General features: G+C 75.1%; 28 protein-coding genes. 12 read left to right on the plus strand and 16 right to left on the minus strand.

Annotated elements, in window-relative coordinates; genetic code table 11:
- Both HH311_RS28180 and HH311_RS28185 read right to left on the minus strand, forming a co-directional pair.
- On the minus strand, positions 1-420 hold a 420-nt coding region (locus HH311_RS28180), incomplete at its 3' end, for a nuclear transport factor 2 family protein (RefSeq protein ID WP_169187050.1).
- A 146-nt stretch (positions 421-566) separates the two neighbouring features.
- Positions 567-1,229 carry an MBL fold metallo-hydrolase gene (locus HH311_RS28185; protein ID WP_169187051.1) on the minus strand — a complete coding sequence of 221 codons (663 nt, stop codon included), beginning with the start codon at positions 1,227-1,229 and terminating at the stop codon, positions 567-569.
- A 53-nt stretch (positions 1,230-1,282) separates the two neighbouring features.
- Between HH311_RS28185 and purS the strand changes: the two genes are divergently transcribed.
- Positions 1,283-1,543, plus strand: coding sequence for a phosphoribosylformylglycinamidine synthase subunit PurS (gene purS / locus HH311_RS28190; RefSeq protein WP_169187052.1), 261 nt, complete (start codon positions 1,283-1,285; stop codon positions 1,541-1,543).
- Positions 1,540-2,220, plus strand: coding sequence for a phosphoribosylformylglycinamidine synthase subunit PurQ (purQ, locus tag HH311_RS28195; protein ID WP_169187053.1), 681 nt, complete (start codon positions 1,540-1,542; stop codon positions 2,218-2,220). Before purS ends, purQ begins: the two co-directional genes overlap by 4 nt.
- Here the strand turns inward: purQ and HH311_RS28200 are convergent.
- Positions 2,204-2,719: a hypothetical protein gene (locus HH311_RS28200; protein WP_169187054.1), complete on the minus strand. Its 516-nt coding sequence runs from the start codon at positions 2,717-2,719 to the stop codon at positions 2,204-2,206. The two genes, purQ and HH311_RS28200, sit on opposite strands and share 17 nt — an antisense overlap.
- 272 nt (positions 2,720-2,991) lie before the next feature.
- On the opposite strand from HH311_RS28200, the gene purL reads away from it, so the two are divergent.
- Positions 2,992-5,295, plus strand: coding sequence for a phosphoribosylformylglycinamidine synthase subunit PurL (gene purL / locus HH311_RS28205; protein ID WP_169187055.1), 2,304 nt, complete (start codon positions 2,992-2,994; stop codon positions 5,293-5,295).
- Positions 5,296-5,464: 169 nt separating this feature from the next.
- Here purL and HH311_RS28210 read toward each other — a convergent pair whose 3' ends face one another.
- On the minus strand, positions 5,465-6,151 hold the full coding sequence (locus HH311_RS28210) for an SGNH/GDSL hydrolase family protein (protein ID WP_169187056.1): 687 nt from the start codon (positions 6,149-6,151) through the stop codon (positions 5,465-5,467).
- 78 nt (positions 6,152-6,229) lie between these two features.
- On the opposite strand from HH311_RS28210, the gene HH311_RS28215 reads away from it, so the two are divergent.
- The 5 genes from HH311_RS28215 (at position 6,230) to purM (ending at position 12,611) form a co-directional block, all read left to right on the plus strand.
- Entirely contained in the window at positions 6,230-6,667 is a 438-nt protein-coding gene (locus HH311_RS28215; RefSeq protein ID WP_169187057.1) for a sterol carrier family protein, read from the plus strand.
- A 90-nt stretch (positions 6,668-6,757) separates the two neighbouring features.
- Positions 6,758-7,561, plus strand: coding sequence for an SAM-dependent methyltransferase (locus HH311_RS28220; protein WP_169187058.1), 804 nt, complete (start codon positions 6,758-6,760; stop codon positions 7,559-7,561).
- The gene (locus HH311_RS28225; RefSeq protein ID WP_312030460.1) at positions 7,554-9,770 is read left to right on the plus strand and encodes an EAL domain-containing protein; all 2,217 of its coding nucleotides are present in this window, start codon (positions 7,554-7,556) and stop codon (positions 9,768-9,770) included. Before HH311_RS28220 ends, HH311_RS28225 begins: the two co-directional genes overlap by 8 nt.
- 109 nt (positions 9,771-9,879) lie before the next feature.
- Positions 9,880-11,505, plus strand: coding sequence for an amidophosphoribosyltransferase (gene purF / locus HH311_RS28230; protein ID WP_169187059.1), 1,626 nt, complete (start codon positions 9,880-9,882; stop codon positions 11,503-11,505).
- Positions 11,502-12,611 carry a phosphoribosylformylglycinamidine cyclo-ligase gene (gene purM, locus HH311_RS28235; protein WP_169187060.1) on the plus strand — a complete coding sequence of 370 codons (1,110 nt, stop codon included), beginning with the start codon at positions 11,502-11,504 and terminating at the stop codon, positions 12,609-12,611. The genes purF and purM overlap by 4 nt, the downstream gene beginning before the upstream one ends.
- A gap of 68 nt (positions 12,612-12,679) precedes the next feature.
- Here purM and HH311_RS28240 read toward each other — a convergent pair whose 3' ends face one another.
- Both HH311_RS28240 and HH311_RS28245 read right to left on the minus strand, forming a co-directional pair.
- A complete protein-coding gene (locus HH311_RS28240) occupies positions 12,680-12,898 on the minus strand; it encodes a DUF2945 domain-containing protein (protein ID WP_169187061.1) in 219 nt (72 codons plus the stop codon).
- Between the two features lie 146 nt (positions 12,899-13,044).
- Positions 13,045-13,233: a DUF3073 domain-containing protein gene (locus HH311_RS28245; RefSeq protein WP_169187062.1), complete on the minus strand. Its 189-nt coding sequence runs from the start codon at positions 13,231-13,233 to the stop codon at positions 13,045-13,047.
- Between the two features lie 305 nt (positions 13,234-13,538).
- Here HH311_RS28245 and HH311_RS28250 point away from each other — a divergent pair, with 305 nt between their 5' ends.
- Complete coding sequence (locus HH311_RS28250; protein WP_312030461.1) at positions 13,539-14,306, plus strand: hypothetical protein; 768 nt, start codon at positions 13,539-13,541, stop codon at positions 14,304-14,306.
- Positions 14,307-14,449: 143 nt separating this feature from the next.
- On the opposite strand, the gene HH311_RS28255 is transcribed toward HH311_RS28250, so the two are convergent.
- The 4 genes from HH311_RS28255 to HH311_RS28270 form a co-directional block, all read right to left on the minus strand.
- Entirely contained in the window at positions 14,450-15,010 is a 561-nt protein-coding gene (locus tag HH311_RS28255) for an aerial mycelium formation protein (RefSeq protein WP_169187064.1), read from the minus strand.
- An 89-nt stretch (positions 15,011-15,099) separates the two neighbouring features.
- Positions 15,100-16,047, minus strand: a complete 948-nt coding sequence (locus tag HH311_RS28260; protein WP_312030463.1) for a pyridoxal-phosphate dependent enzyme — start codon at positions 16,045-16,047, stop codon at positions 15,100-15,102.
- Positions 16,044-17,189: a folate-binding protein YgfZ gene (locus HH311_RS28265; protein WP_169187065.1), complete on the minus strand. Its 1,146-nt coding sequence runs from the start codon at positions 17,187-17,189 to the stop codon at positions 16,044-16,046. Before HH311_RS28265 ends, HH311_RS28260 begins: the two co-directional genes overlap by 4 nt.
- A complete protein-coding gene (locus tag HH311_RS28270) occupies positions 17,186-17,650 on the minus strand; it encodes a Fur family transcriptional regulator (protein ID WP_169187066.1) in 465 nt (154 codons plus the stop codon). The genes HH311_RS28265 and HH311_RS28270 overlap by 4 nt, the downstream gene beginning before the upstream one ends.
- A 147-nt stretch (positions 17,651-17,797) precedes the next feature.
- Here HH311_RS28270 and HH311_RS28275 point away from each other — a divergent pair, with 147 nt between their 5' ends.
- Positions 17,798-18,535 (plus strand): hypothetical protein, encoded by a 738-nt coding sequence (locus HH311_RS28275; protein WP_169187067.1) that lies wholly within the window; start codon positions 17,798-17,800, stop codon positions 18,533-18,535.
- Between the two features lie 51 nt (positions 18,536-18,586).
- Entirely contained in the window at positions 18,587-19,153 is a 567-nt protein-coding gene (locus tag HH311_RS28280) for a hypothetical protein (protein WP_169187068.1), read from the plus strand.
- 33 nt (positions 19,154-19,186) lie between these two features.
- Here HH311_RS28280 and HH311_RS28285 read toward each other — a convergent pair whose 3' ends face one another.
- The 6 genes from HH311_RS28285 to HH311_RS28300 form a co-directional block, all read right to left on the minus strand.
- Complete coding sequence (locus HH311_RS28285; RefSeq protein WP_169187098.1) at positions 19,187-19,813, minus strand: FABP family protein; 627 nt, start codon at positions 19,811-19,813, stop codon at positions 19,187-19,189.
- A gap of 44 nt (positions 19,814-19,857) precedes the next feature.
- Positions 19,858-19,983 (minus strand): hypothetical protein, encoded by a 126-nt coding sequence (locus tag HH311_RS32920; RefSeq protein WP_282439763.1) that lies wholly within the window; start codon positions 19,981-19,983, stop codon positions 19,858-19,860.
- 130 nt (positions 19,984-20,113) lie between these two features.
- Entirely contained in the window at positions 20,114-20,413 is a 300-nt protein-coding gene (locus HH311_RS28290) for a DUF1416 domain-containing protein (RefSeq protein ID WP_169187069.1), read from the minus strand.
- Positions 20,413-21,255, minus strand: a complete 843-nt coding sequence (locus tag HH311_RS28295) for a sulfurtransferase (protein ID WP_169187070.1) — start codon at positions 21,253-21,255, stop codon at positions 20,413-20,415. Before HH311_RS28295 ends, HH311_RS28290 begins: the two co-directional genes overlap by 1 nt.
- Before the next feature lie 148 nt (positions 21,256-21,403).
- On the minus strand, positions 21,404-21,499 hold the full coding sequence (locus HH311_RS33780; RefSeq protein ID WP_396027468.1) for a putative leader peptide: 96 nt from the start codon (positions 21,497-21,499) through the stop codon (positions 21,404-21,406).
- A gap of 40 nt (positions 21,500-21,539) precedes the next feature.
- Positions 21,540-22,001 carry a thioredoxin family protein gene (locus tag HH311_RS28300; RefSeq protein ID WP_169187071.1) on the minus strand — a complete coding sequence of 154 codons (462 nt, stop codon included), beginning with the start codon at positions 21,999-22,001 and terminating at the stop codon, positions 21,540-21,542.
- A gap of 152 nt (positions 22,002-22,153) precedes the next feature.
- Between HH311_RS28300 and HH311_RS28305 the strand changes: the two genes are divergently transcribed.
- Complete coding sequence (locus HH311_RS28305) at positions 22,154-22,972, plus strand: response regulator transcription factor (protein WP_169187072.1); 819 nt, start codon at positions 22,154-22,156, stop codon at positions 22,970-22,972.
- The last annotated feature ends 28 nt before the right edge of the window (positions 22,973-23,000 follow it).

A 23,000-nucleotide genomic window follows, 5' to 3' on the forward strand; every position in this document is an offset into this window, starting at 1 on the left:
GACCGGCGCGGCGACGAGCCCGAGCTGGGTCAGCAGCTCGACCTGGTCGAAGTAGAGGGCGAAGTAGGTCATCCGTTCCCCGGAGAACTCGCAGACGTTCACGAACGGGACGCTGACCCGGCGGCCCGTGGCGGGGACGTCGCCGCTCGGGGCGTGCAGCGTCTCGGTGTGGGTGCCCTCGAACACCGCCTCCATGAGGCCGCCGGACTCGCCACCGACGGCCCGTACGGCACGGCACCGGTTGTCGGGGAAGGACTCCTGCCACAGGCGGAAGAACATCGAGGCCATCTCCGTCCCCGACCCGCTCACCCCGCCCGGCGCGGTCAGCGTCGCGTCGTCGGTGAACAGGGCGGTCCAGGCGGCCTCGTCCTTGGCGTTCCAGGTGTCCAGCATGTGCTCGATCAGCTCGCGGGTGTCCACGGCCCCTCCTCGTCGAGGTCGCCGGACTCCTCGACCGGCGACGTGGGCGGGCGAGTGTCAGGGCGCCGGGTCACCGACGGGTGGAGGGTTCGCGGAGGTTGCGTCCCGACGGCGAGGGTGCGCGCGCACCGTCGTCGGGCGCGCACCTACCGCATCGGCGTCCCCACCCCCCGGGCGAGCACGCGCACGTCGGTGCCCTCCGGCGACAGCGAGTCGAACAGGCCGTAGTGCAGGTCGGGGTTCGCGAGCACCGCCTCGTGGATCGGCACCGCGACCGGCGGGGCGACGGCCCGCAGGTAGTCCACCGCCTCGGACACCTTCAGCCACGGCGCCCCGGTCGGCAGCAGCAGGACGTCGACGCCGGCCGGGGCCGGGACGTAGGCGTCGCCCGGGTGCATGACGGTGCCGCCCTCGGCGCGCAGCACGTAGCCGTTGTTGGCGATCGTCGGGATGTCCGGGTGGATCACCGCGTGCTCGCCGCGGTCCGCGCCCACGACCTCGACCCGGGTCCCCGCGACGGTGAACTCCTCGCCCGGCTCGCGGCGGGTGTGCGGGATGCCGCGCTCGCGCAGGACGTCCGCGGTCCCGGGGTCGACGACGAGCTCGGCGTCGGGGTTCTGCTCGAGCAGCGCGGGCAGCCGCTCCACGTCGAGGTGGTCGAAGTGCTGGTGGGTGACGAGGATCGCGTCGAGCCCCTCGAGGGTCTGCCAGCCGTCGGAGAAGGCGCCCGGGTCGAACAGGACGTGGGCGTCGCCGGTGTCGACGACCAGGCAGGCGTGTCCGAGGTGCACGAGTTCGGTGGCGCTCATGGTCACGGCTCTTCCCCGTCGGGGGCGCCGCGCAACCCGGTACCGTGGTCGGCGTGGCACGCGTGATCGTCGACGTCCTGCCGAAGGCCGAGATCCTCGACCCCCAGGGCCAGGCCGTGGCCCGCGCGATGGGGCGCCTGGGTGTCACCGGCGTGGCCGACGTCCGCCAGGGCAAGCACTTCGTCCTCGAGGTGGACGACGACGTGTCCGACGCCGAGCTGGAGCGGATCGCGGGCACGCTGCTCGCGAACCCGGTGATGGAGGAGTGGGTCGTGCGGCGGGGGTCGACGGTGTCCGACGGGGCGCAGGCGTGAGCGCGCGCGTCGGGGTGATCACCTTCCCCGGCACGCTCGACGACGTCGACGCGGCCCGGGCGGTCCGCTACGCCGGCGGCGAGGCGGTGTCGCTGTGGCACCGGGACACCGACCTGCAGGGCGTCGACGCGGTCGTCGTCCCGGGCGGCTTCTCCTACGGCGACTACCTGCGCGCCGGCGCGATCGCCGCGCGCTCGCCCGTCATGGGCCCGGTCGTCGAGGCCGCGGACCGGGGGCTGCCGGTCCTCGGGATCTGCAACGGCTTCCAGATCCTCTGCGAGGCGGGCCTGCTGCCCGGCGCCCTCGTGCGCAACTCCGGGCTGCGCTTCATCTGCCGCGAGATCCGGCTGCGGGTGGAGAACGCCGGTACCGCCTGGACGGCCGACTTCACCGACGGCGCCGAGATCACGGTGCCGCTGAAGTCCGGTGAGGGCCGCTTCGTCGCCGACGACGAGGCCCTGGCTCGCCTCGAGGGCGAGGGCCAGGTGGTGTTCCGCTACGCCGAGCCGGCCCCCAACGGTGCGCTGCACGACATCGCGGGGGTGAGCTCGGCCGACGGCCGCGTGGTCGGCCTCATGCCCCACCCGGAGCACGCCATCGACGCGCTCACCGGGCCGAGCACCGACGGGCTCGGGCTCTTCAGCTCGGTGCTCGCCCGCCTCACGGCAGCAGCGTGACCCGCAGCTCCCACAGGTCGGCGTAGACCATCACCATCCGGCCGCCGAGGTGCAGGACCAGGCCCCGCATCTCGTCGGGCCGCTCGACGTGCCCGACGACCCGGTCGACGTCCTCCAGCGCGTCGCCCACCACCTCGTCGAACGGTGCCTCGCCGCCGACGTCCGTCCCGTCGTCGCCCTCGGGCGCCGGGGCGGGGAGCACCGGGACGATGGTGTCGCCCCGGGCGCCCGGCGCGATGGCGAGGACCACCGGCCCGGAGGCACCGTCGAAGACCAGCTCGAGCATGCCCCGGGAGGGGTCGACGTACGGCGCGACGCTCGCCGGCACGCGTCCTTCGGTGTCGAGACGGTGACGGCGGACCTCGGTGAGCTCACGGTCGAGGACGAGGGAGAGGGCGGCCAGCGGATCGGGCCGCGCGGCGGCGGCGCGCTCGGCGGACGAGGAGGCCGCCGCCGACGCGGTGCCGACCCTCTGTGCGCGGACGGATGCTGCGGTCATGGCGTCATCATGGATCCGGGGTCCGACAGTCACGCGGATCGACACGACACGCCATGCGGGGACTCGCCGAGACGTCGTGGTCGCACCGCGAGCGGCCACCCGATCGATCGACACGCGCAGTGAGTGAGATGTGCGGTCGGTGACGCACGACGAGTGACCTGTCGAACACGCTGCGGCGCTCTCGTCAACCGTTCGGGTCGTTTGGATCACGCTCGTCGTGGGGAGGAGCACGTACGGCGTCCCCGCTCGCTCGCGTGCGTAGGGTCGATGACGTGACCGCGCAGGCCGCCCCCACCTCCGCCGAGCCCGCTGACACCGTCGAGACCGCCGCCGCCACCCCCGGGCGCGAGCAGCCCTACGCCGCCCTGGGGCTGCGCGACGAGGAGTACGCGCGCATCCGCGAGATCCTCGGCCGCCGGCCGACCGACGCCGAGCTCGCCATGTACTCGGTGATGTGGTCCGAGCACTGCTCCTACAAGTCGAGCAAGGTCCACCTGCGCCGCTTCGGCGAGACGACGACCGACGAGATGCGCCGCCACCTGCTCGCCGGCATCGGCGAGAACGCCGGGGTGGTCGACGTCGGCGACGGCTGGGCGGTCACCTTCAAGATCGAGTCGCACAACCACCCGTCCTACGTCGAGCCCCACCAGGGGGCCGCCACCGGCGTCGGCGGGATCGTCCGCGACATCATGGCGATGGGCGCACGGCCGGTCGCCGTCATGGACGGCCTGCGGGTCGGCCCGCTCGACGCGCCGGACACCGCACGCGTGCTGCCCGGCGTCGTCTCCGGCGTCGGGTTCTACGGCAACTGCCTGGGGCTGCCCAACCTCGGCGGCGAGGTCGTCTTCGACCCCACCTACGCGGGCAACCCCCTGGTCAATGCGCTCTGCGTCGGGGTGCTGCGCTCCGAGGACCTCCACCTCGCGTTCGCCTCCGGGGTCGGCAACAAGATCGTGCTCTTCGGCGCGCGCACCGGGCTCGACGGCATCGGCGGGGTGTCGGTGCTGGCCTCGGAGACGTTCACCGGGTCGGCGGGCGGCGGCGGGCACAAGAAGCTGCCGAGCGTGCAGGTCGGCGACCCGTTCGCCGAGAAGGTCCTCATCGAGTGCTGCCTCGAGCTCTACCGCGCGGGCCTCGTCGTCGGGATCCAGGACCTCGGCGGCGCCGGGCTGTCCTGCGCGACCAGCGAGCTCGCGAGCGCCGGCGACGGCGGGATGGCCATCGACCTCGACGCCGTGCCGCTGCGGGCGAAGGACATGACGCCCGCCGAGATCCTCTCCTCGGAGTCGCAGGAGCGGATGTGCGCGGTGGTGACCCCGGAGAACGTCGACGCCTTCATGGCCGTCTGCGAGCGCTGGGACGTCACGGCGACCGTCATCGGCGAGGTCACCGACGGCGAGCACCTGCGGATCACCGCGGGCGGCGAGACCGTCGTCGACGTGCCGCCGCGCACCGTCGCCCACGACGGCCCCGTCTACCACCGGCCGCTGGCCCGCCCGGAGAGCCAGGACGCGCTGCAGGCCGACACCACGGCGGGCCTGGCCCGCCCGGCCACGCCCGCCGAGCTGGCCGAGACCGTCGCCCGGCTCGCCGCGTCCCCCCAGCTGGCGTCGCGGGAGTGGGTCACCGACCAGTACGACCGCTACGTCCGCGGTAACACGACCGCCGCCACCCCGACCGACGCCGGCGTGCTGCGCCTCGACGACGCCGCCGACCGCGGCATCGCGCTGTCGGTCGACTGCAACGCCCGCTTCTGCCTGCTCGACCCCCGCGAGGGCGCGCGGCTCGCGCTCGCCGAGGCGGTGCGGAACGTCGCGGCGACCGGGGCGCGTCCGGTCGCGGTCAGCGACTGCCTCAACTTCGGCTCCCCCGAGGACCCGGGCGTGATGTGGCAGTTCGCCGAGGCGGTCGAGGGCCTCGCGCAGGGGTGCGCCGAGCTCGGCGTCCCCGTGACCGGCGGCAACGTCAGCTTCTACAACCAGACCGGGACGACGGCGATCCTCCCGACGCCCGTCGTCGGGGTGCTGGGGCTCGTCGAGGACGTGCGCCGGGCGGTGCCGTCCGGGTTCGGGCCCGACGGCGACGCGGTGTGGCTGCTCGGCGAGACCCGCGACGAGCTCGACGGCTCGGCCTGGGCCGGCGTCGTGCACGACCACCTCGGTGGCCGCCCGCCCGCCTGCGACCTGGCCGCGGAGGCCCGGCTGGTCGAGGTGATGGCCCGCGGCGCCGCCGCCGGGCTCCTCTCCGGGGCGCACGACGTCTCCGACGGCGGCCTCGCGCAGGCCCTGGTGGAGGCCGCGGTGGTCTCGGGGCGCGGCGCGACGGTGACGCCGCCGCCCGGCGGGCTCGACGCCGCGGCCGCGCTCTTCTCCGAGTCGGCCGGCCGGATGCTGGTGAGCGTCCCGGCCGTCGCCGAGGCCGACCTCGCGCGGCTCTGCGTCGAGCTCGGCCAGCCCGCCGCGCGGCTCGGCCGGGTCGGGGGCGACGTCCTGGCGATCGAGGGCGTGGACCCGCTGGACGTCGCCGAGCTGGGCACCCTCTCCCGGGCCACCCTGCCCGCGGTGCTCGACGCCTGACGTCGGACCGTCCCCGGGCCGGTGGCAATGGCACATTCCTGGCGTTGGACGCGAGGACGGCGCCGTTCGCTCATCGGGTTCCGGGGCCGCCCGACGCCGGCAATGGCACATTCCTGGCGTTGGACGCGAGGACGGCGCCGTTCGCTCATCCCAGGGCCGGGGCGGGACCTCAGCTCCCCAGCGCCGCCGTGAACGCCCGCGCCATCCGCCGGTAGCCCAGCGCGTTCGGGTGCGCGAGGTCCGGGCCGCACTCCCACGGGATCAGCCCCCGGGTGGCGGCCTCGACCCGCGCCAGCCGCAGGTCGGACCGCGCCCCGACGACCTCCCGGGCCACGGCGGACAGCCGGGCGCCCGCGGCCCGGGTGCGGCCGTACTTGAGGTCGGGCACGTCGCCCACCAGCGACCCGCTCGGCAGCGCCGCGCAGAGCTCGCCCAGCAGCCGGCGGAACTCCTCGGGCTCGGTGCCGCCCGAGGCGTCGTTGGTGCCGACCTCGACCGCGACGAGGGTGCCCGGCTCGCCGCGCAGCGCGGCCCCGGGGACCCGGGGGAGCTGGTCGGCGAGGACGTCCGCCACGCCGGCGCCGACGACGCCGAGGCAGAGCACGCGCACCCGGCGCCCGGTCCGGGCCTCCATCGCGTCGGCCAGCCGCCCGGCCCAGGAACGCTCGGGGTGGATCGAGCCCATGCCCTGGGCGAGCGAGTCGCCGAGCGCGACGAGCAGCACGTCCCCGGGGGAGCGCCCGCGGCGGCGCCAGTAGGCCGCGTGGTCGGCCTCCATCGTCTGCGCGGCCGCGAGCCCCCGCGCCCACACCGCGAGGACGGCCAGCACCAGCACCCCGAGCGCGCGTCGCAGCACGGTGCCAGCCTGGCAGGTGCCCCGACGGCGGGCGGCACCGGCGGGCTCCCCGCCCGACGGCCTAGATTCGGGGGAACCATGCCGAACCGACGCGCCCCCGCCCCCGACGAGGTGCGCGACGCCCTGGCCGCGGTCGCCGCCTGGGTGGACGCGCGCCCCGACGGCCCGACCCCCGACGACACCGTGCCCGCCCCGCCCCGGGCGGTCCGCGCGGCGGCGGTCCGCACGTCGCTCGCCGCGCTCGAGCACCTCGCCCCGGGCCGCAGCGTCGAGATGCGAGTTCCGCCGTTCGGCGCAGTACACTGCATCGATGGGCCTCGCCACACCCGGGGCACGCCGCCCAACGTCGTCGAGACCGATCCCCGCACCTGGTGCGCCCTCGCGCTCGGGCGGACGGAGTTCGACGCGGCCGTCGCGGCCGGCGCCGTCCGCGCGTCGGGCCACCGCGCCCCGCAGGTCGGCCACTGGCTGCCCCTCGTCGACGCGACGACGTCGACCGGGGACGCGCCGTGGTGATCGCCGACCGTGACGGGTCATCCGTCCGAGACCGCACCCACCGGCGGGGGTCGGTCGTATGCTCACGGTGACCGGGGGGAAGGGGAGCCAGTGACGCGACCGGCCTGGGCTCCGCAGGAGGTCGACATCGACCGTCCGAGTGCGGCGCGCGTCTACGACTACTACCTCGGCGGCAGCCACAACTTCGCGGTCGACCGCGAGATGGCCCGCGCGGCGATCGCCGACTGGCCCGACCTGCCCCGCGTCATGCAGGCCAACCGGGCCTTCATGCGCCGCGCCGTCCGGTACTGCGCCGCGCAGGGCATCGACCAGTTCCTCGACGTCGGGTCGGGCATCCCCACCGTGGGCAACGTCCACGAGGTCGCCCAGGCCGAGGACCCCACGGCGCGGGTCGTCTACGTCGACATCGACCCCGTGGCCGTCGCGCACGCCCGGGCCCTGCTCGCCGACGACACCCGCACCGGCGTCGTGCACGCCGACTTCCTCGACGTCGACGCCGTGCTGGGCGACCCGATGACGCGGGCGGTGCTCGACCTCGACCGGCCGGTGGCCCTGCTCGTCGTGGCGCTGCTGCACTTCGTCGGCGACGAGCGCCGGCCGGCGGACGCGCTCGCCCGCTACCGCGACGCGCTCGCCCCCGGCAGCCACCTGGTGCTGAGCCACGCGTCGGCGGACATCATGCCGCCGGAGCAGGCCGACGAGCACGTGGCGCTCTACCGCCGCACGGCCACGCCGATGTCGATGCGCCCGCACGACGAGGTCGTCGGCTTCTTCGACGGCTTCACCCTGCTCGACCCCGGCGTCGTCGGGCTCCCGTTCTGGCGCCCGGACGGCCCGGTCCCCGCGGGGGCCGACCGCAACCCCGGGTACGCGGGCGTCGGGCGCCGTGACTGAGCCGGGGCGCGCCGGGCTGCGACCACGCCCGCCGGACCAGGACGACGCCCGTCGTGACGGGGACGCCGTCCACGCGCTCGCGCGCGACTGGGCCGCCGAGGTCGAGGGCACCAGCTACGTCCCGATGGGGTCCGACGAGCTCGTCGAGTACCTCACCGAGATCAGCGCCGACCTCGTGGCGGCCCTCCGCGCCCGCCCCGCCGACACCGGGGTGGGCCTGGAGGCGGGCCGCCGCCTCGTCGCCGCCCACTTCACCGGCCCGTCGACGGTGGAGCGCACGATCGTCCTGCTCGCCACCCGGCTGCCCGAGCTGCTCGGCGACGAGGTCCGCGCGGACGTCACCGTGCTGATCGGCGCGCTGGCCGCGGGCTACTCGACGACGCTGCGCGACCGCACCCTCGACGAGCAGGAGGCCATCCGGCGGGCGGTGATCGTCGCGCGGCACCAGACCGAGCAGGCCCTGCACGCCAGCGAGGCCCGGTTCCGCGCGATGTTCTACGAGGCCGCGATCGGCATCGGCCTCGGCGACCTGCAGGGCCGCATCGTCGAGGTCAACCCGAAGCTCACCGAGCTGTTCGGCTACACCGCGCAGGAGATGCGCCGCCGCACCGTCGGGGAGCTCGCGCACCCGGACGACCTGCCGTCGGTGTGGGTGCAGTACGAGCGGCTGCTCGCCGGGGAGCTGGACAACTTCGGGGTGGAGAAGCGGTTCTACCGCAAGGACGGCGAGGAGATCATCTGCAACCTGACGCTCTCGCTGGTCCGCGACGAGCACGGTGACCCCGCCTACCAGGTCGCGATGCTCGAGGACGTCACCGAGCGGCACCTGCTCCAGTCCCACCTCGAGTACCAGGCCTATCACGACACCCTGACGACGCTGCCCAACCGCGCGCTCTTCTCCGCGCGCATCGAGCGCATCTTCGACAGCACCCCGCCGCACTCGGCCCGGCGCATCGGCATCTGCTTCCTCGACCTCGACGGGTTCAAGGCGGTCAACGACAGCCTCGGCCACGAGGTCGGCGACCTCATGCTCCAGGCCGTCGCGACGCGGCTGGCCGAGCAGGCCACCGACGGCGAGCTGGTGGCGCGGATGGGCGGCGACGAGTTCGTCGTCCTCGTGGAGAACTCCCGCGGCGTCGCCCAGCTCGTGGCGCTGGCCGAGCGGCTCCTCGACGCCCTCGGCCGCCCGCTCGTCCTGGCCGGCCAGGAGCTCTCCGTCACCGCCAGCATCGGCATCGTCGAACGGCCCGTCGCCGACGGCGACACCTCCGACCTCATGCGCGCGGCCGACATCACCCTCTACTCCGCCAAGGCCGACGGCCGCGGCCGGTGGGCGCTGCACGACCCGAGCCGCGACGAGGCCGAGGTCACCCGCTTCGCGCTGTCCGCGGCGATGCCGGTCGCGATCGAGCGCGAGGAGTTCTTCGCGCTCTACCAGCCGCTGGTCGCGATGTCCGACCACGGGATGCGCGGCGTCGAGGCCCTCGTCCGCTGGCACCACCCGCAGCTGGGGGTGCTCGGGCCGGGCCGTTTCATCGGGCTGGCCGAGGAGACCGGCGCGATCGTGGCCCTCGGGCACTGGGTGCTGGTCCGGGCCTGCCGCGACGCCCGGCGCTGGTACGACGAGTTCGGCGACGCCGCCCCGTTCGTCTCGGTCAACGTCGCGCCGCGGCAGCTGCACGAGCCGAACCTGCTCGGCGACGTCGAGGTGGTGCTCGCCGAGACCGGCCTGCCGCCGCACCTGCTGCAGATCGAGCTCACCGAACGGGCGCTGACCAGTGACGAGGGTGCCCCGCTCAAGGCTCTCGACGGGCTGCGCGCGCTCGGGGTGCGCATCGCCATCGACGACTTCGGCACCGGCTACTCGAACCTGTCCTACCTGCGCAAGCTCCCGGTCGACGTCATCAAGCTCGACGGGTCGTTCGGGGAGGGCCTCCGCGAGGCCGACGCGGCCGACCCGGTCGACGAGCGCATCCTCGGCACCCTCGTCGAGCTCGGCCACGCCCTCGGCATGACGGTGTGCGCGGAGGGCGTCGAGACGGCGGCGCAGGCGGCGCGGCTGCGCCGGCTCGGGTGCGACGAGGGCCAGGGCTGGCACTTCGCCGCCGCGCTGCCGCGCGAGGACATCGGGGACGTGCTGCGCGACCCGGCCGGACCGCCCTGGCCCGGACCCGCGCGCGACGCGGTGACCGGTCCGTCCGTTTCCTGAGGATTCCCGACGACGGGTCGGCAGGCGTGACGGCCGTGACCCGCGACCGCGGCGGGCCGCGCACGTACCCTGGGAGGTGCCTCCCACCCCCGTCTCGAGGAGCCCCTCGGTGGTCGCAGCCGGTCCCGGTCCGGAGCCGTCCCGTCCCGACACCAGCACCGACGACGTCCCCCACGAGGAGTGCGGGGTCTTCGGGGTCTGGGCCCCCGGGGAGGAGGTGTCGAAGCTCACGTACTTCGGTCTGTTCGCGCTGCAGCACCGCGGCCAGGAGGCCGCCGGGATCGCGGTGTCGGACGGGCGCCAGATCGTGGTGTTCAAGGACCTCGGCCTCGTGAGCCAGGTCTTCGACGAGCAGACCCTCTCCTCGCTGCGCGGCCACCTCGCCGTCGGGCACACCCGCTACTCGACGACCGGCTCGCCGACGTGGGAGAACGCGCAACCCACGTTCCGGACGACGACGGCGGGCACCGGCATCGCCCTGGGCCACAACGGCAACCTCGTCAACACCGCCGAGCTGGTGGGCCGCAAGCTCCCCGACGGTGTCCCCGACGGGCGGGCCCGGATGGCCGCCACCACCGACTCCGACGTGGTCACCGGGCTGCTCGCGGAGTCCGCCGCCGACCTCGGGGTGGAGGAGGCGGCGCTGCGGCTGCTGCCCGACCTGCGCGGCGCGTTCAGCCTGGCCTTCTGCGACGAGACCACCCTCTACGCCGCCCGCGACCGCCACGGCGTACGCCCGCTGGTCCTGGGGCGCCTCGACCGCGGCTGGGTGGTGGCCTCCGAGACCGCCGCGCTCGACATCGTCGGCGCGTCCTTCGTGCGCGAGGTCGAGCCCGGCGAGCTGCTCGCGATCGACGCCGACGGCCTGCGGTCCTCCCGCTTCGCCGCCCCCGAGCCCAAGGGCTGCATCTTCGAGTACGTCTACCTGGCCCGCCCGGACACCTCGATCGCCGGTCGCGGCGTCCACTCCGCCCGCGTCGAGATCGGCCGGCGGCTCGCCGCCGAGCACCCGGCCGAGGCGGACCTCGTCATCCCGGTGCCGGAGTCGGGGACGCCCGCGGCCGTCGGCTACGCCGAGGCCTCCGGCATCCCCTACGGCATGGGCCTGGTCAAGAACGCCTACGTCGGCCGCACCTTCATCCAGCCCTCGCAGACCATCCGGCAGCTGGGCATCCGGCTCAAGCTCAACCCGCTGCGCGAGGTCATCCGGGGCAAGCGGCTGGTGGTGGTGGACGACTCCATCGTCCGCGGCAACACCCAGCGCTCCCTGGTGCGCATGCTGCGCGAGGCCGGGGCGGTCGAAGTCCACGTGCGGATCGCGAGCCCGCCGGTGCGCTGGCCCTGCTTCTACGGCATCGACTTCGCCTCGCGCGCCGAGCTCGTGGCCAACGGCCTGGACAACGAGGGCATCCGCCGCTCGGTCGGGGCCGACAGCCTGGGCTACATCTCCCAGGACGGCCTGGTCGCGGCCACGGAGCAGCCCCGCTCGCGGCTGTGCACCGCCTGCTTCTCCGGCGAGTACCCCATCGCGCTGCCCGACGAGGCGATGGTCGGCAAGCACATGCTCGAGGACGTGACCGGGACCCCGTGCGGTGACTCGGGCAACGTCGTGCACGAGGGGACGGGCACCCGGTCCGGCGTGCCGGTGCCGGTGAACGCCGCGGCGGTGCAGACCGTCCCGACCACCCGCTCGAGCCCCGGCTACGGCGCCGAGGACGCCCTCTCGCGCCCGTGACCGGCCTCGACGCGCACGTCGAGGGCCCGGGCCGCGGCTCCGGCGCGGCCAGCTACGCCGCCGCGGGCGTCGACGTGGCCGCCGGGGAACGGGCCGTCGAGCGCATCAAGCCCCTCGCGGCCTCGACGTCGCGACCCGAGGTGATGGGCGGCATCGGCGGCTTCGCCGGACTGTTCGCGCTGCGGACCTCGAAGTACACCGAGCCGCTGCTGGCCGCCTCCACCGACGGCGTCGGCACCAAGATCGCGGTCGCGCAGGCGGCGGACAAGCACGACACCGTCGGGCTCGACCTCGTCGCGATGGTCGTCGACGACCTCGTCGTGTGCGGCGCCGAGCCGCTGTTCCTCCAGGACTACCTGGCCATCGGCCGGCTCGACCCGGCGAAGGTCGAGGCCATCGTCTCCGGGATCGCCGAGGGGTGCCGGATCGCCGGGTGCGCGCTGCTCGGCGGGGAGACCGCCGAGCACCCCGGGGTGATGGAGCCCCACCACTACGACCTCTCGGCCACCGGCGTCGGGGTCGTGGAGGCCGACGCGGTGCTGGGCCCCGACCGCGTCCGGGCCGGCGACCAGGTCATCGCCATGGCCGCGTCCGGGCTGCACTCCAACGGCTACTCGCTGGCCCGGCGGGTGCTGCTCGAGATCGGGCGGATGTCGCTCGACGGGCACGTCGAGGAGTTCGGCCACACCCTCGGCGAGGAGCTGCTGCGGCCCACGCGCATCTACGCCCGCGACTGCCTCGCCCTCGCCGCGGAGACCGACGTCCGGACGTTCGCCCACGTCACCGGCGGCGGCCTGTGCGCCAACCTGGCGCGGGTGCTGCCCGACGGCCTGCGGGCCGACCTCGACCGCTCGACGTGGACCCCGGACCCGGTGTTCAAGCTCATCGCCGGCCGCGGTCGGGTCGACCGCGCCGAGATGGAGACGACCTTCAACATGGGCGTCGGGATGGTGGCGATCGTTCCCGCCGAGGACGTCGACCGGGCCCTCGCGGTGCTCACCGCGAAGCACGTGCCGGCGTGGGTCCTCGGCGCGATCCGCCACGCCGACGGCGGCGCCGGCACCCCGGCGTCGGCCGTCCTGCACGGCGACCACCCGCGCTTCTAGGTGGCCTTCGGCCTCGTGAGCAGAAAGTGTCGGTATACCGGCACTTTCTGCTCACGAGCCGGAGGCACCTACGCTTTCCCGAGCTCGCTGTGGAGCTTCAGGACCTGACGGCCGTCGGACTGCTCCAGCACGTAGGCCGGATTGTCGTCGCTGCCGTTGCGGGTCTGGTTCTTACCGGCGATCTTCCGCTCGACCCGCTCGGTGTGGACCTCCTTCACGGTGGCCTCACCCGTGCCGTTCCCCCAGTTCCATTGGACCTGGTCACCCTCGCTGAACGCCTTCGCCATCGCTCCCCGTCCCTGTCTCGCCGCGGTGTGTCCCGGAGAGGGCGCACCGAAGTCCGCCCCGTCCCCTGGCCCGGTACGGGCCGGTGGACGGGGCGGGGTGCCCGGCGATCAGTGAGGTGAAGCCCGGGAGGCGTGACCCGGGAGGGTCAGCGCTCCTCGTAGCTGTACTCGGAGTAGCGGGAGTCGACGTGGTCGTCCTCGTCGCCCGCGTGCCGGGAGAACGGGTCTCCCGATGCCAGCTCCCGCTGGAGGGCGTCGAAGTCGGTGGTCGGGGAGCTGTACTTGAGCTCGCGAGCGACCTTCGTCTGCTTCGCCTTGGCTCGTCCGCGTCCCATGGGCAATGACCCCCTCGAACAGGGCGGGGGGCGGCCGGACGGTCCCGGCGGCCCCCCTCATCTCATAGCAATGCTCGTGGCTCCACCATACCGTGTGTCCGAACGGGCGTGCGACGTGACATGGCACCATCGCGCCCGTGCCAGCCCCCTTCGCCTGCTACCTCCGCGTCTACGAACCGTTGGGGGCGCTGCCGGGGCCGTTGGCCCAGCGTGTGCGGGCCGGACTGGCTCGGGGCGCCGTCCCCGTCACCCAGGCGGGGGTCCGCGAACGCGACGTGTGTCTCCGAGCACAGCTGGGTGCTCCGGTGCGTCTGCTGCCCGGGGAGCGCATCGACGGGACGGCGACCGACGGTCCCGTCGACGTCCTGCTGGCCGACGGGGCGGACGCTCCGCCGCCGGGCGAGGCCTCGCCCGCGCCGCCCCGGTTCGGGCCCACCACCCTCGTCTGCCCGCTGGACACCCGGCCGCGGGCCGCGGCGGCCCTCGTCGGGTTCCTCTCCACCGAGTCCCCGGTGCTGCGGGCCGCGGCGCTGCACTACGAGGAGTCCGCTGCCCGGTCGCGGGCGGAGGCCGTGGTGGCCGAGCTGGGGGAGAGCGCGACCCACGTCGTGTCGGCGACCTGGACGGTGCCGCTGCCGTGGTTCGTCCTCGTGGAGGCCGCCGACCGCGTGCTCGTGCTCGGCCGCGACGACCCGGCGACCGCCGACGCCCCGGCCGGCTCCGGGGTCCGCCGGCGCTGCTACTGGCGGGTGGCGATGGCGGACGCGCTCGCCCGGGCCGACTCCGCCGCCGAGCTCCTCAGCTCCGCGCTCGGCGACGGCGGCCCGGCCGAGGTCCTCCGCGACACCGCGCGATGGCTGCGCCACTTCGACGCCGGGTCGCTCGTCGAGCTCGACTACGGCGGCCTGGTCCAGCTGCTCGATGACGAGACGCTGGCCGCCGACACCTCCGCCGAGGACGTCGGCGAGGCCCTCGACGCGCTGCGCGAGGGCGACGCGGAGAAGGCGATGGCGAGCTACCGGCGGCTGCGGGACTTCTGGGCCGGCCGCGCGATCCGGGAGCGGGCCAATTAGGCCGGAGGCCATGTGAGTGCTTTTCGTCGCTGGGACGACCAAGTGCGCTCACAAGCTCCTGTCGGCAGCGAGTCGAGTGCCGTGCGCAACAGCGTGTGTGAGTGCTCTTGGTCGTCCCAGCGACGAAAAGCACTCACATGCCGTCAGGCTCCTTCGCGCTCCCGGCGCAGCAGGTCGTCCACCGAGGCCGAGCCCTCGCGGTACCGGCGGGCGATCTCGTCGTTGCAGGCGTCCATGACCTGCTGGACCCGGATGCGGTGGTCGGACACCGAGGACTCCTCGGCGGCGTACGCCTCGGTGCACTCGGTGAGCTCGGCGTCGGAGAGCGTGGCGACGTCGGAGAGCCCGGTGTCGGCCAGCAGCGCCTCGACGTGGCGCCGGTGCGACTCGGCGCGCGAGGGCTCCACCGTCTGGTGCCGGCCGCGACCTGCGGCCGGGCCGAGCGCGTTGTCGGCCAGGATCCGCGGCAGCGCGTCCATCACCGAGCCGCCGTCGTCACCGGCGCGGCGGTGCTCCTCGAAGCGCACGATGTCCATGCGCGCGTGCAGCAGGCGGCGCAGGTAGGAGAGATCGGTCTCCTCCTGGGCGGCGTCGTCGCGCATCGCCCGGAGCTCCTCCATCGACCGGTCCCCGATCGCCGCCAGGAAACCGGGGTCGAGGACGCGGTCGATGCGCCGCCGACCACCCTGTCGGAACTCGATCATGGCGTCCATGGTGCGGGACGGCACCCCGCGCTGTCACCCACCCGAGCGGGGCGCGCGTCGACCGGACGACCCCGAGCGGGCGCCGGTCGTCACGCGGCGAGGACCTGCGCCACCCAGGCGGGGTCGGCGTTCCGGCCACTGACGACGGCGACCGTCCGGCGCCCGGCGAGCGCCGGGTGCTCGAGGGCCCCCGCCGTCGCCACGGCCCCGCTCGCCTCGGCCGGCACGCCCGCGGCGTGCAGCAGCCGGGCGGCCCGTGCGATGGCGGCCTCGGGCACCGTGACGACGTCGTCCACCAGCGCCTGCACGTGGGGCCACGTGAGGTCCCCGAGCCGCGCCGCCCGCAGCCCGTCGGCGGCGGTGCGGGCCACCCGGGCCCGCTCCCACCGCACCGGCCTCCCGGCCCGCTTCGACTCGGCGGCGTCCCCGGCCAGCTCCGGTTCGACACCCACCACCGACACCCCGGTCCCGGCCAGCGCGGCCGCGATCCCCGAGATCAGGCCGCCACCTCCCACGGGGACGAGGACGCGGTCGACGTCGGGGATCTGCGAGGCGATCTCGGCGCCGACCGTGCCCTGGCCGGCGATGACGTCGGGGTGGTCGTACGGCGGCACCAGCGCGCCGCCCGTCTCGGCCACCACGGCGTCGGCGGCGGACTCGCGCTCGTCGGCGGGCACCCGGACCAGCCGGGCCCCGAGGGCCGCCATCGCCTCGACCTTGGCCGCGACGGCGTCGTCGGGGACGACCACGGTGCACGGGACCCCGAGGCGCGCCGCGGCCCAGGCCAGCGCCCGGCCGTGGTTGCCCGACGAGTGCGTCACCAGGCCCGCCGCCCGCACCGCCGGCGAGAGCCGCGCCGCCGCGTGGAAGGCGCCGCGCAGCTTGAAGGCCCCGATCGGCTGGGTGTCCTCGCGCTTGAGCAGCAGGCCCGGGACGCCGGGCAGGGGATCGACGGCGGTGCGGACCGCGACCCCGTCGAGCACGGCGGCCGCGGCGTCGACGTCCGCGCGGGTGACCAGCGCCGGGCCGGTGGTCACCCCTGCAGCCGGCGCACCGCGGCCCGCCCGGGCGGCTCGCCGGTGTCGGGCGGCACCGAGTCCGGGTCGATGGTCGCCGGGCCGGGCACGCCCTCGTCGCGGTCGTCGGCGACCCACAGCGTCGTCGGGCCCGACTCGCTCGTCCCGGCCACCGCGGACCGCTTCACCAGCGCGAGGGCGACCGAGCCGAGCTCGTGGTGGCGCACCGCGGTCCCGACGCGCCCGACCGCGCGCCCGCCCTCCGCGCTCAGGACCGGGGTCCCGGGGGGCGGGAGCGCGTCGTCGCCGGACGCGAGGTGCAGCAGCACCATCTGCCGCGGGGGCCGGCCGAGGTTGGCGACCCGTGACACGGTCTCCTGCCCGCGGTAGCAGCCCTTGGTCAGGTGCACCGCGGCGCCGATCCAGCCCACCTCGTGCGGGATCGTCCGCTCGTCGGTGTCGACCCCCAGACGCGGGCGCAGCGCGGCCACGCGCAGCGCCTCGAAGGCGTCCAGGCCCGCCGCGGCCGCCCCGGCGCCGCGCAGCCGCTCCCACCAGTCGACGAGCCCGGCCCGCGGCACGAGCAGGTCGACCGACGTCTCCTCCAGCGGCCACGGCACGCGTCGCACGACCCCGCCGCCGGGCAGCGGGCCGGCACCCTCGGGACCGGCCGGGACCTCGACGCCGGCGGTGGTCAGCACGTCGGTGACCTGCGGCCCGAGCACCGAGAGCTGGGCGAACTCGTCCGTCGCGTCCCGCACGGAGACGTCGGACCAGAACTTCATCGACTCCAGGTAGGCCGCCAGCCCGGGGGCGGCGCCCGGTTCCACGGACAGCCAGATCGCGCCGTCGACGTGGCTGATGACCGCGTGGTGCTCGACGCGGCCCTGGACGTCGAGGACGAGGCCCTCGGTCCCCGCGCCCTCGGGCAGGTCGGCCACCTGCTGGGAGACCAGCAGGTGCAGCCACGTCGTGCGGTCGGGCCCGGTGACGACGACGAGGCCGCGGTGCGAGCGGTCGACGACGGCCGCGCGGCGCGTCGCGGCGCGCTGGTCGGCGAACGGGTCGCCGTGGTGGGACGCGACGCCGGCGTCCGGGCCGGCGTCGGGACCGTCGGGGTGGCCGATCGCCCCGGGCAGATCCAGCAGCGGTGAGCGGGTCATGCGGGTCCTTCCCCCGACGAGGCGGCGTGGGCGACCGGTTCCTCGTCGCTCTCGGCGTCGCAGCGGGTGCACAGCCCGGACAGCGCGACGTGTGTCGGGTCGAGCGTGAAGCCGGCCCGCGCGGCCAGCGTCCCGGCCAGGTCGTCGAGCAGCGAGGCGTCCACCTCGTCCACGGTGCCGCACCGGTGGCACACGAGGTGGACGTGCTCGTGCTCGCCGGTGGCGTAGGTGGGGGCACCGTGGCCGAGGTGGGTGTGGCGCACGATGCCGAGCTGCTCGAGCAGGTCGAGCGTCCGGTAGACGGTGGTGATGTTCACGGCGGGGGCGATCTCCTGCACCTTGGCGCAGATCGCCTCGGGGGTGGCGTGCCCCAGATCGGAGACCGCGTCGAGCACCAGCTGGCGCTGCGGCGTCATGCGCAGGCCGCGACGGTGCAGCGTCTGTCGCAGTTCGGTGTCCACCCCACCGATCGTAGGCGCGTCGTGCGCACCCCCGGGTGTCCGCACGACGTCGGGAACGGCCGTTCGGCGTCTCGCGTCGCCGGGAACCCCCTCCCTACCATCGACACCGCGCCCGGCACCCCAGCCCGGGCCCCGACGAGGTGATGTATGACGACGGGTGAGCGGGGCCGCACTCCCCCCGACGCCGAGCACTACCTGGACCTGCCGGACGCGCCGGAGGAGGCCGAAGGGCCGCACTTCGACGTCGTCCTGCGGGGGTACGACCGCACCCAGGTCGACGAGCACGTGGCCGGCCTGCGCCGCATGGTGGCGCAGCTGCGGGCCCAGCTCGCCGTCCGCGAACGGCGCCGGTCCGAGCCGCCCGAGGCCCCACCGGCGCGGGGTGAACTCGCCGCCACGCTGCAGGAGGGATCGCCGACCACGCCGCCGCCGGTCGACGCGTCGGCCGCGTCGCCGGCCCCCGCGGCCGGGTCCGGCCCGGAGGAGCCGGGCGGCGTGGACGCGTTCAACGAGCGGCTGCGCGGCATCCTGCAGGCGGCCGAGCAGGAGGCCCAGCTGGTCCGCAGCAAGGCCGCGGAGTCGCTGCTCGCCGAGCACGCCGAGTCGCGGGCCGCGCTGGCCGACCTCCGCTCGCAGCGGGACTCGGTGTTCGACGAGCTGGTGCGGGTGAAGAACCACCTCGACGAGCTGGTCGCGAACTCCGGGCGCCCGAGCCCGCAGCCCCGGCCGTGGGGCCCCGGCCCCCAGCGGGGTCCGCGGGGTCCGTACGGCCCGCCCTACGGTCCGCCGCCGCCCGGCGCCCCGGTGCCGCTGCGCCCCGGGCCGCCGCCGCAGCCGGCCCCGGAGAGCCGTTCGACCGGTCAGGACGACGCGGCGGGCGCCTGACGGGTCGATCGCGGACGGCGTCGAGTGGCCGGGCGCGTAGGTTCTCCGGCCATGGACGCGGGAACGACGTGGGAGCGTCTGCTGCACACGCCGACGACGTGGATCGTCGTCGCGGCGGTGCTGTTCGTGGTCGCGGTGGTGCTGCTCCTCGCGGGCGCACGGGCCGGGCGGCGGGCGGCGCGCGCGCAGCGCGACGAGACACGGGCCGCCGAGGTGGCCGCGCCCGGCGCGGTGGCCGCGCCCGACGAGGACCCGGTCACCGAACCGGCGGTGCCTCGTCGGGCCCCGGCCGTCACCACCGCGGACGCCGAGGAGGACCCGGTCACCGAGCCGGCCGCGCCCCGGGCCGGGGCGCCCACGCCGGACGCGGCCGTCGAGCGCCTGCTCGGCGCCCTCGTCGGCGACCCGCGGGCCGCGCTCGCGGGCGTCGCCGCGCTCGAGCGGGGCGAGGAGCCGGGCCGGGTGGCGGTGACGCTGCTGCGCAGCGGCGTGCCCGCGCCCGCCGCCGCGACGCTGTGCGGGGTGGACGCCGACGACCTGGGCGGCCTCGTCGCGAACGCCCTCGGCGTCCTGCCCCACGAGGTGCCTTCGGCTCGTGAGCAGAAAGTGTCGCTATAACGGCACTTTCTGCTCACGAGCGCGCCGGCGCACCTAGCCCACGACGCGGGTGAGCCGCGCCGACGTGTGCGGCTGCAGCTCCTGGCCCATCATCGCGCGCTCGTCGACGTAGGCGAGGTCGCCGCCGTCGACGATGCCGTAGAGCCGCGTCGCCGCCGTGACCTCCTTGGCGCTGGCGGTCCGCACGACGGCGTCGGTCTGCAGCTCCCACGACGTCTGCGTCCGCGCGGTGCCGTAGAAGATCTCGACGACGCCGGTCTGGTGGGCGAGGAGCAGCTCGAGGGTGCCGTCGGCCTGGGGCCGCCACCAGCCGACCTCGCGCGCCGCCGGCCGGACGACGGCGCCGCCGGGTCCGTCGAGCAGCCAGGAGCGCGCCTCCCAGGACAGGAACGGGCGCCCGTCGTGGGCCACGGTGATCTGCTGGCCGAAGTGGAACGGGCCGTCGATCGTCGGGTAGACGACCTCGCCCTCGCCGCGCCAGACCCCGATGAGCGGGAGCAGCGGCAGCAGCGCGTCGTTCAGGTCCGGGCCGAGCCGCAGGTTCGCGGTGTCGTCGGCGACCGGCAGGTCCCCCCACGCCGGCAGGTTGCGGGCGCGGGTGTGCTCGGCGCGCTCCTCGGCGGCGCGGATGGCCTCGTTGCCGGAGAGGCCCTCGGGCAGGTCGGGGACGGTCGCGTCCGCCGGGCCGACCTCCTCGGGCCCGGTCACGAGGACCGCCCCGGCGTGCCGGCGTCGGTTTCGTCGCGGAAGAGCCGCCTCGTCAGCACCAGCGCGTAGGAGAGGATCCCGGCGCTGCACGCGGCGAGGAGGACCGTGTAGACCCAGGCCACCCGGCCACCCTAACGACGAGGACCCGCCCCACCCGGGAACGGGGCGGGACGGGTCCTCGAGCGCGTCGACGATGTGGCTTTCCTGCCACTGGATGCCAGCAACGACGCTTCGCTGGCATCTCGGGGGTGACTAGCCCACCGGCACCTCGGTGGTGTACAGGCCCGGGCCGCCGACGGAGACGTCGGCCTGGCCGTTGCCCGAGCGCGACAGCGCCCGCACGGTCCAGCTGCCCGGGGCCGCGAAGAACCGGTAGTCGCCGGTCGCGGAGGAGACGACCTCGGCGGTGAACTCCCCGGTCGAGTCGAGCAGGCGCACGAAGGCGCCGCCGACCGGCGAGCCGCTGTTGGTCACCTTCCCGACGAGCACCGACTCCTTGGTGAGGTCGGTGCCGGCGGGCAGGTCCGCGTTCTGGTCAGGGGATCCACACATCAGGACTTGCCGTCTCCCGTCTCCACCGGCACGCCGACCAGCGAGCCGTACTCGGTCCACGAACCGTCGTAGTTCTTGACGTCGGGCTCCCCCAGCAGCTCGTGCAGGGCGAACCAGGTGTGCGAGGAGCGCTCGCCGATGCGGCAGTACGCGATGGTCGACCGCGAGGAGTCGAGGCCCTCGGCGCCGTAGAGCTCGCGGAGCTCCTCGTCGGAGCGGAAGGTGCCGTCCTCGTTCGCGGCCTTCGACCACGGCACGTTGAGCGCCGAGGGGATGTGGCCGCCGCGCTGCGCCTGCTCCTGCGGGAGGTGCGCCGGGGCGAGCAGCTTGCCCGAGAACTCGTCGGGCGAGCGGACGTCGACCAGGTTCTTCGACCCGATCGCGTCGACGACCTCGTCGCGGAACGCGCGGATCGAGAGGTCCTGCTCCTTCGCGGTGTAGTCGGTGGCCTTGCGCTCCGGCACCGCCGAGTCCAGCTTGCGGCCGTCGAGCTCCCACTTCTTGCGCCCGCCGTCGAGCAGCTTCACGTCGGAGTGCCCGTACAGCTTGAAGTACCAGTACGCGTAGGCGGCGAACCAGTTGTTGTTGCCGCCGTAGAGCACGACGGTGTCGTCGTTGGCGATGCCCTTCGACGACAGCAGCTTCTCGAAGCCGGCCTTGTCGACGAAGTCGCGGCGGACCTGGTCCTGCAGCTCGGTCTTCCAGTCGATCTTGACGGCACCGGGGATGTGCCCGCCGTCGTAGGCCGTGGTGTCCTCGTCGACCTCGACGAACACCACTCCGGGTGCGTCCAGGTTCTCCTCGGCCCAGTCGGCGGTGACCAGGGCGTCCTGGCGGCTCATGCGTGACTCCTCATCGGGATGGACGGCGATCCGCCGCGTGGACGGATGCCTGGAAGGGACGTCGGGGTGCGGTCCCCGCGGCCGCGAGCGACCCGGGGTGTCGGTCGCGCGGTGCCGGTGGCCCGGGAACGATCCGGGGCGGCGGGGGTCAGGCCGCGCGAGCGACACCCGGACACAGGCAGCTGTCGACGCGGCACAGGTCCACCGCGCGCCGCCGTGTCAGGCCCTCGTCCACGGCGGTCACGCTACCGGGACGGACCCGCCGAGGTCATCCGTGAGCCGGATCAATCCCCCGCGGGGAGGTGCGGCTCGATCGCGCTCACCAGCGCCGCCCGCCGGGGCACGCCGCTCACCCGCAGCAGCTCGCGCCCGCGCCCGTCCACCAGCAGCGTCGTCGGCGTGCCCTGCAGGCCGAGCAGGCGCACGAGCTCGGGGCGCGTGGCCAGGTCGACGTCGCGGTGGACGAGGCCGGGGAGCTCGGCCGCGACGTCGTCGAGCACGCTGTGGGTGTCCCGGCAGGAGCGCGAGAACGCCGAGGAGAACTGGAGCAGGACGAGGCGGCCGTCGCGGGCGGCCAGGTCGGTCGGCAACAGTCCGGCCGCGGGGGTGCCCGTCGGTGGTGTCTCCGGCTCGCTGTCCCCGCCCGCGCCGGGTCCCGACGCCGGGCGTCGCCGCCGCAGACCGACGGCGAGCACCACCGCCCCCGCCACGACGATGACCGCGAGGGTGACCACGGCCGCCGTCACACGCACCACTCCCAGGGATCGCCGTGCGGACCCGCCCGTCCGCACCTGCGACAGCGTAGAGAGCGGCCGCCACGTGACGTGCAACGCGCGACCCCGTGACAGCGCGGTGAACGCGGCTAAGGTGATCCGCACGACTGTGGAGGGAGAATCGCGTGGAGCTGCTGCTGCTCACCGCCGACCCCGAACCGACGTCAGTGCTGCCGTCGTTGACCCTGCTACCCCACGGGCTGCGGACCGCCGCCCCCGAAGTGGCCGCCCTGCTCGACGCCGGACCGCACGACGCCGTCCTGGTCGACGCCCGCCACGACCTCGCCGCCGCCCGGAGCCTGTGCCGTCTCCTGGGCTCCACCGGGCTCGACGTCCCGGTGATCGCCGTGCTCACCGAGGGCGGCCTCGTGGCCGTCTCCCTGGAGTGGGGCGTGGACGAGGTCCTGCTCCCGGGCGCGGGCCCCGCCGAGGTCGACGCGCGGCTGCGCCTGCTCCGTGCCCGCCGCTCGTCGGACAGCTCGAGCGGCGAGGGCGCCCTCGTGCTCGGCGAGCTCGTCATCGACGAGGCCACCTACACCGCGCGGCTGCGCGGCCGCCCGCTCGACCTCACCTACAAGGAGTTCGAGCTGCTGAAGTACCTCGCCCAGCACGCAGGCCGGGTGTTCACCCGCGCCCAGCTGCTGCAGGAGGTCTGGGGCTACGACTTCTTCGGCGGCACGCGCACCGTCGACGTCCACGTCCGGCGGCTCCGCGCGAAGCTCGGCTCGGAGCACGAGCAGCTGATCGGGACCGTCCGCAACGTCGGCTACAAGTTCGTCCGGCCGGTGCGCGGGGTGCTCGCGTCCTCCACCGAGACGGGCTCGACGACGGGCCTGGCCCTCGACGACGCGGAGGCGGCCGACGACGAGGAGCCCGGACGGGCCGGGTCCTGGGACGCGGACGGGCGCGTGGTGCGCCCGGCGGCCTGGGCCGGGGGAGCCTGACGGGACACGGCCGGACGCTCGGTCACGG

This window comes from Actinomycetospora sp. TBRC 11914, assembly GCF_012933465.1.
GTDB lineage: Bacteria > Actinomycetota > Actinomycetes > Mycobacteriales > Pseudonocardiaceae > Actinomycetospora.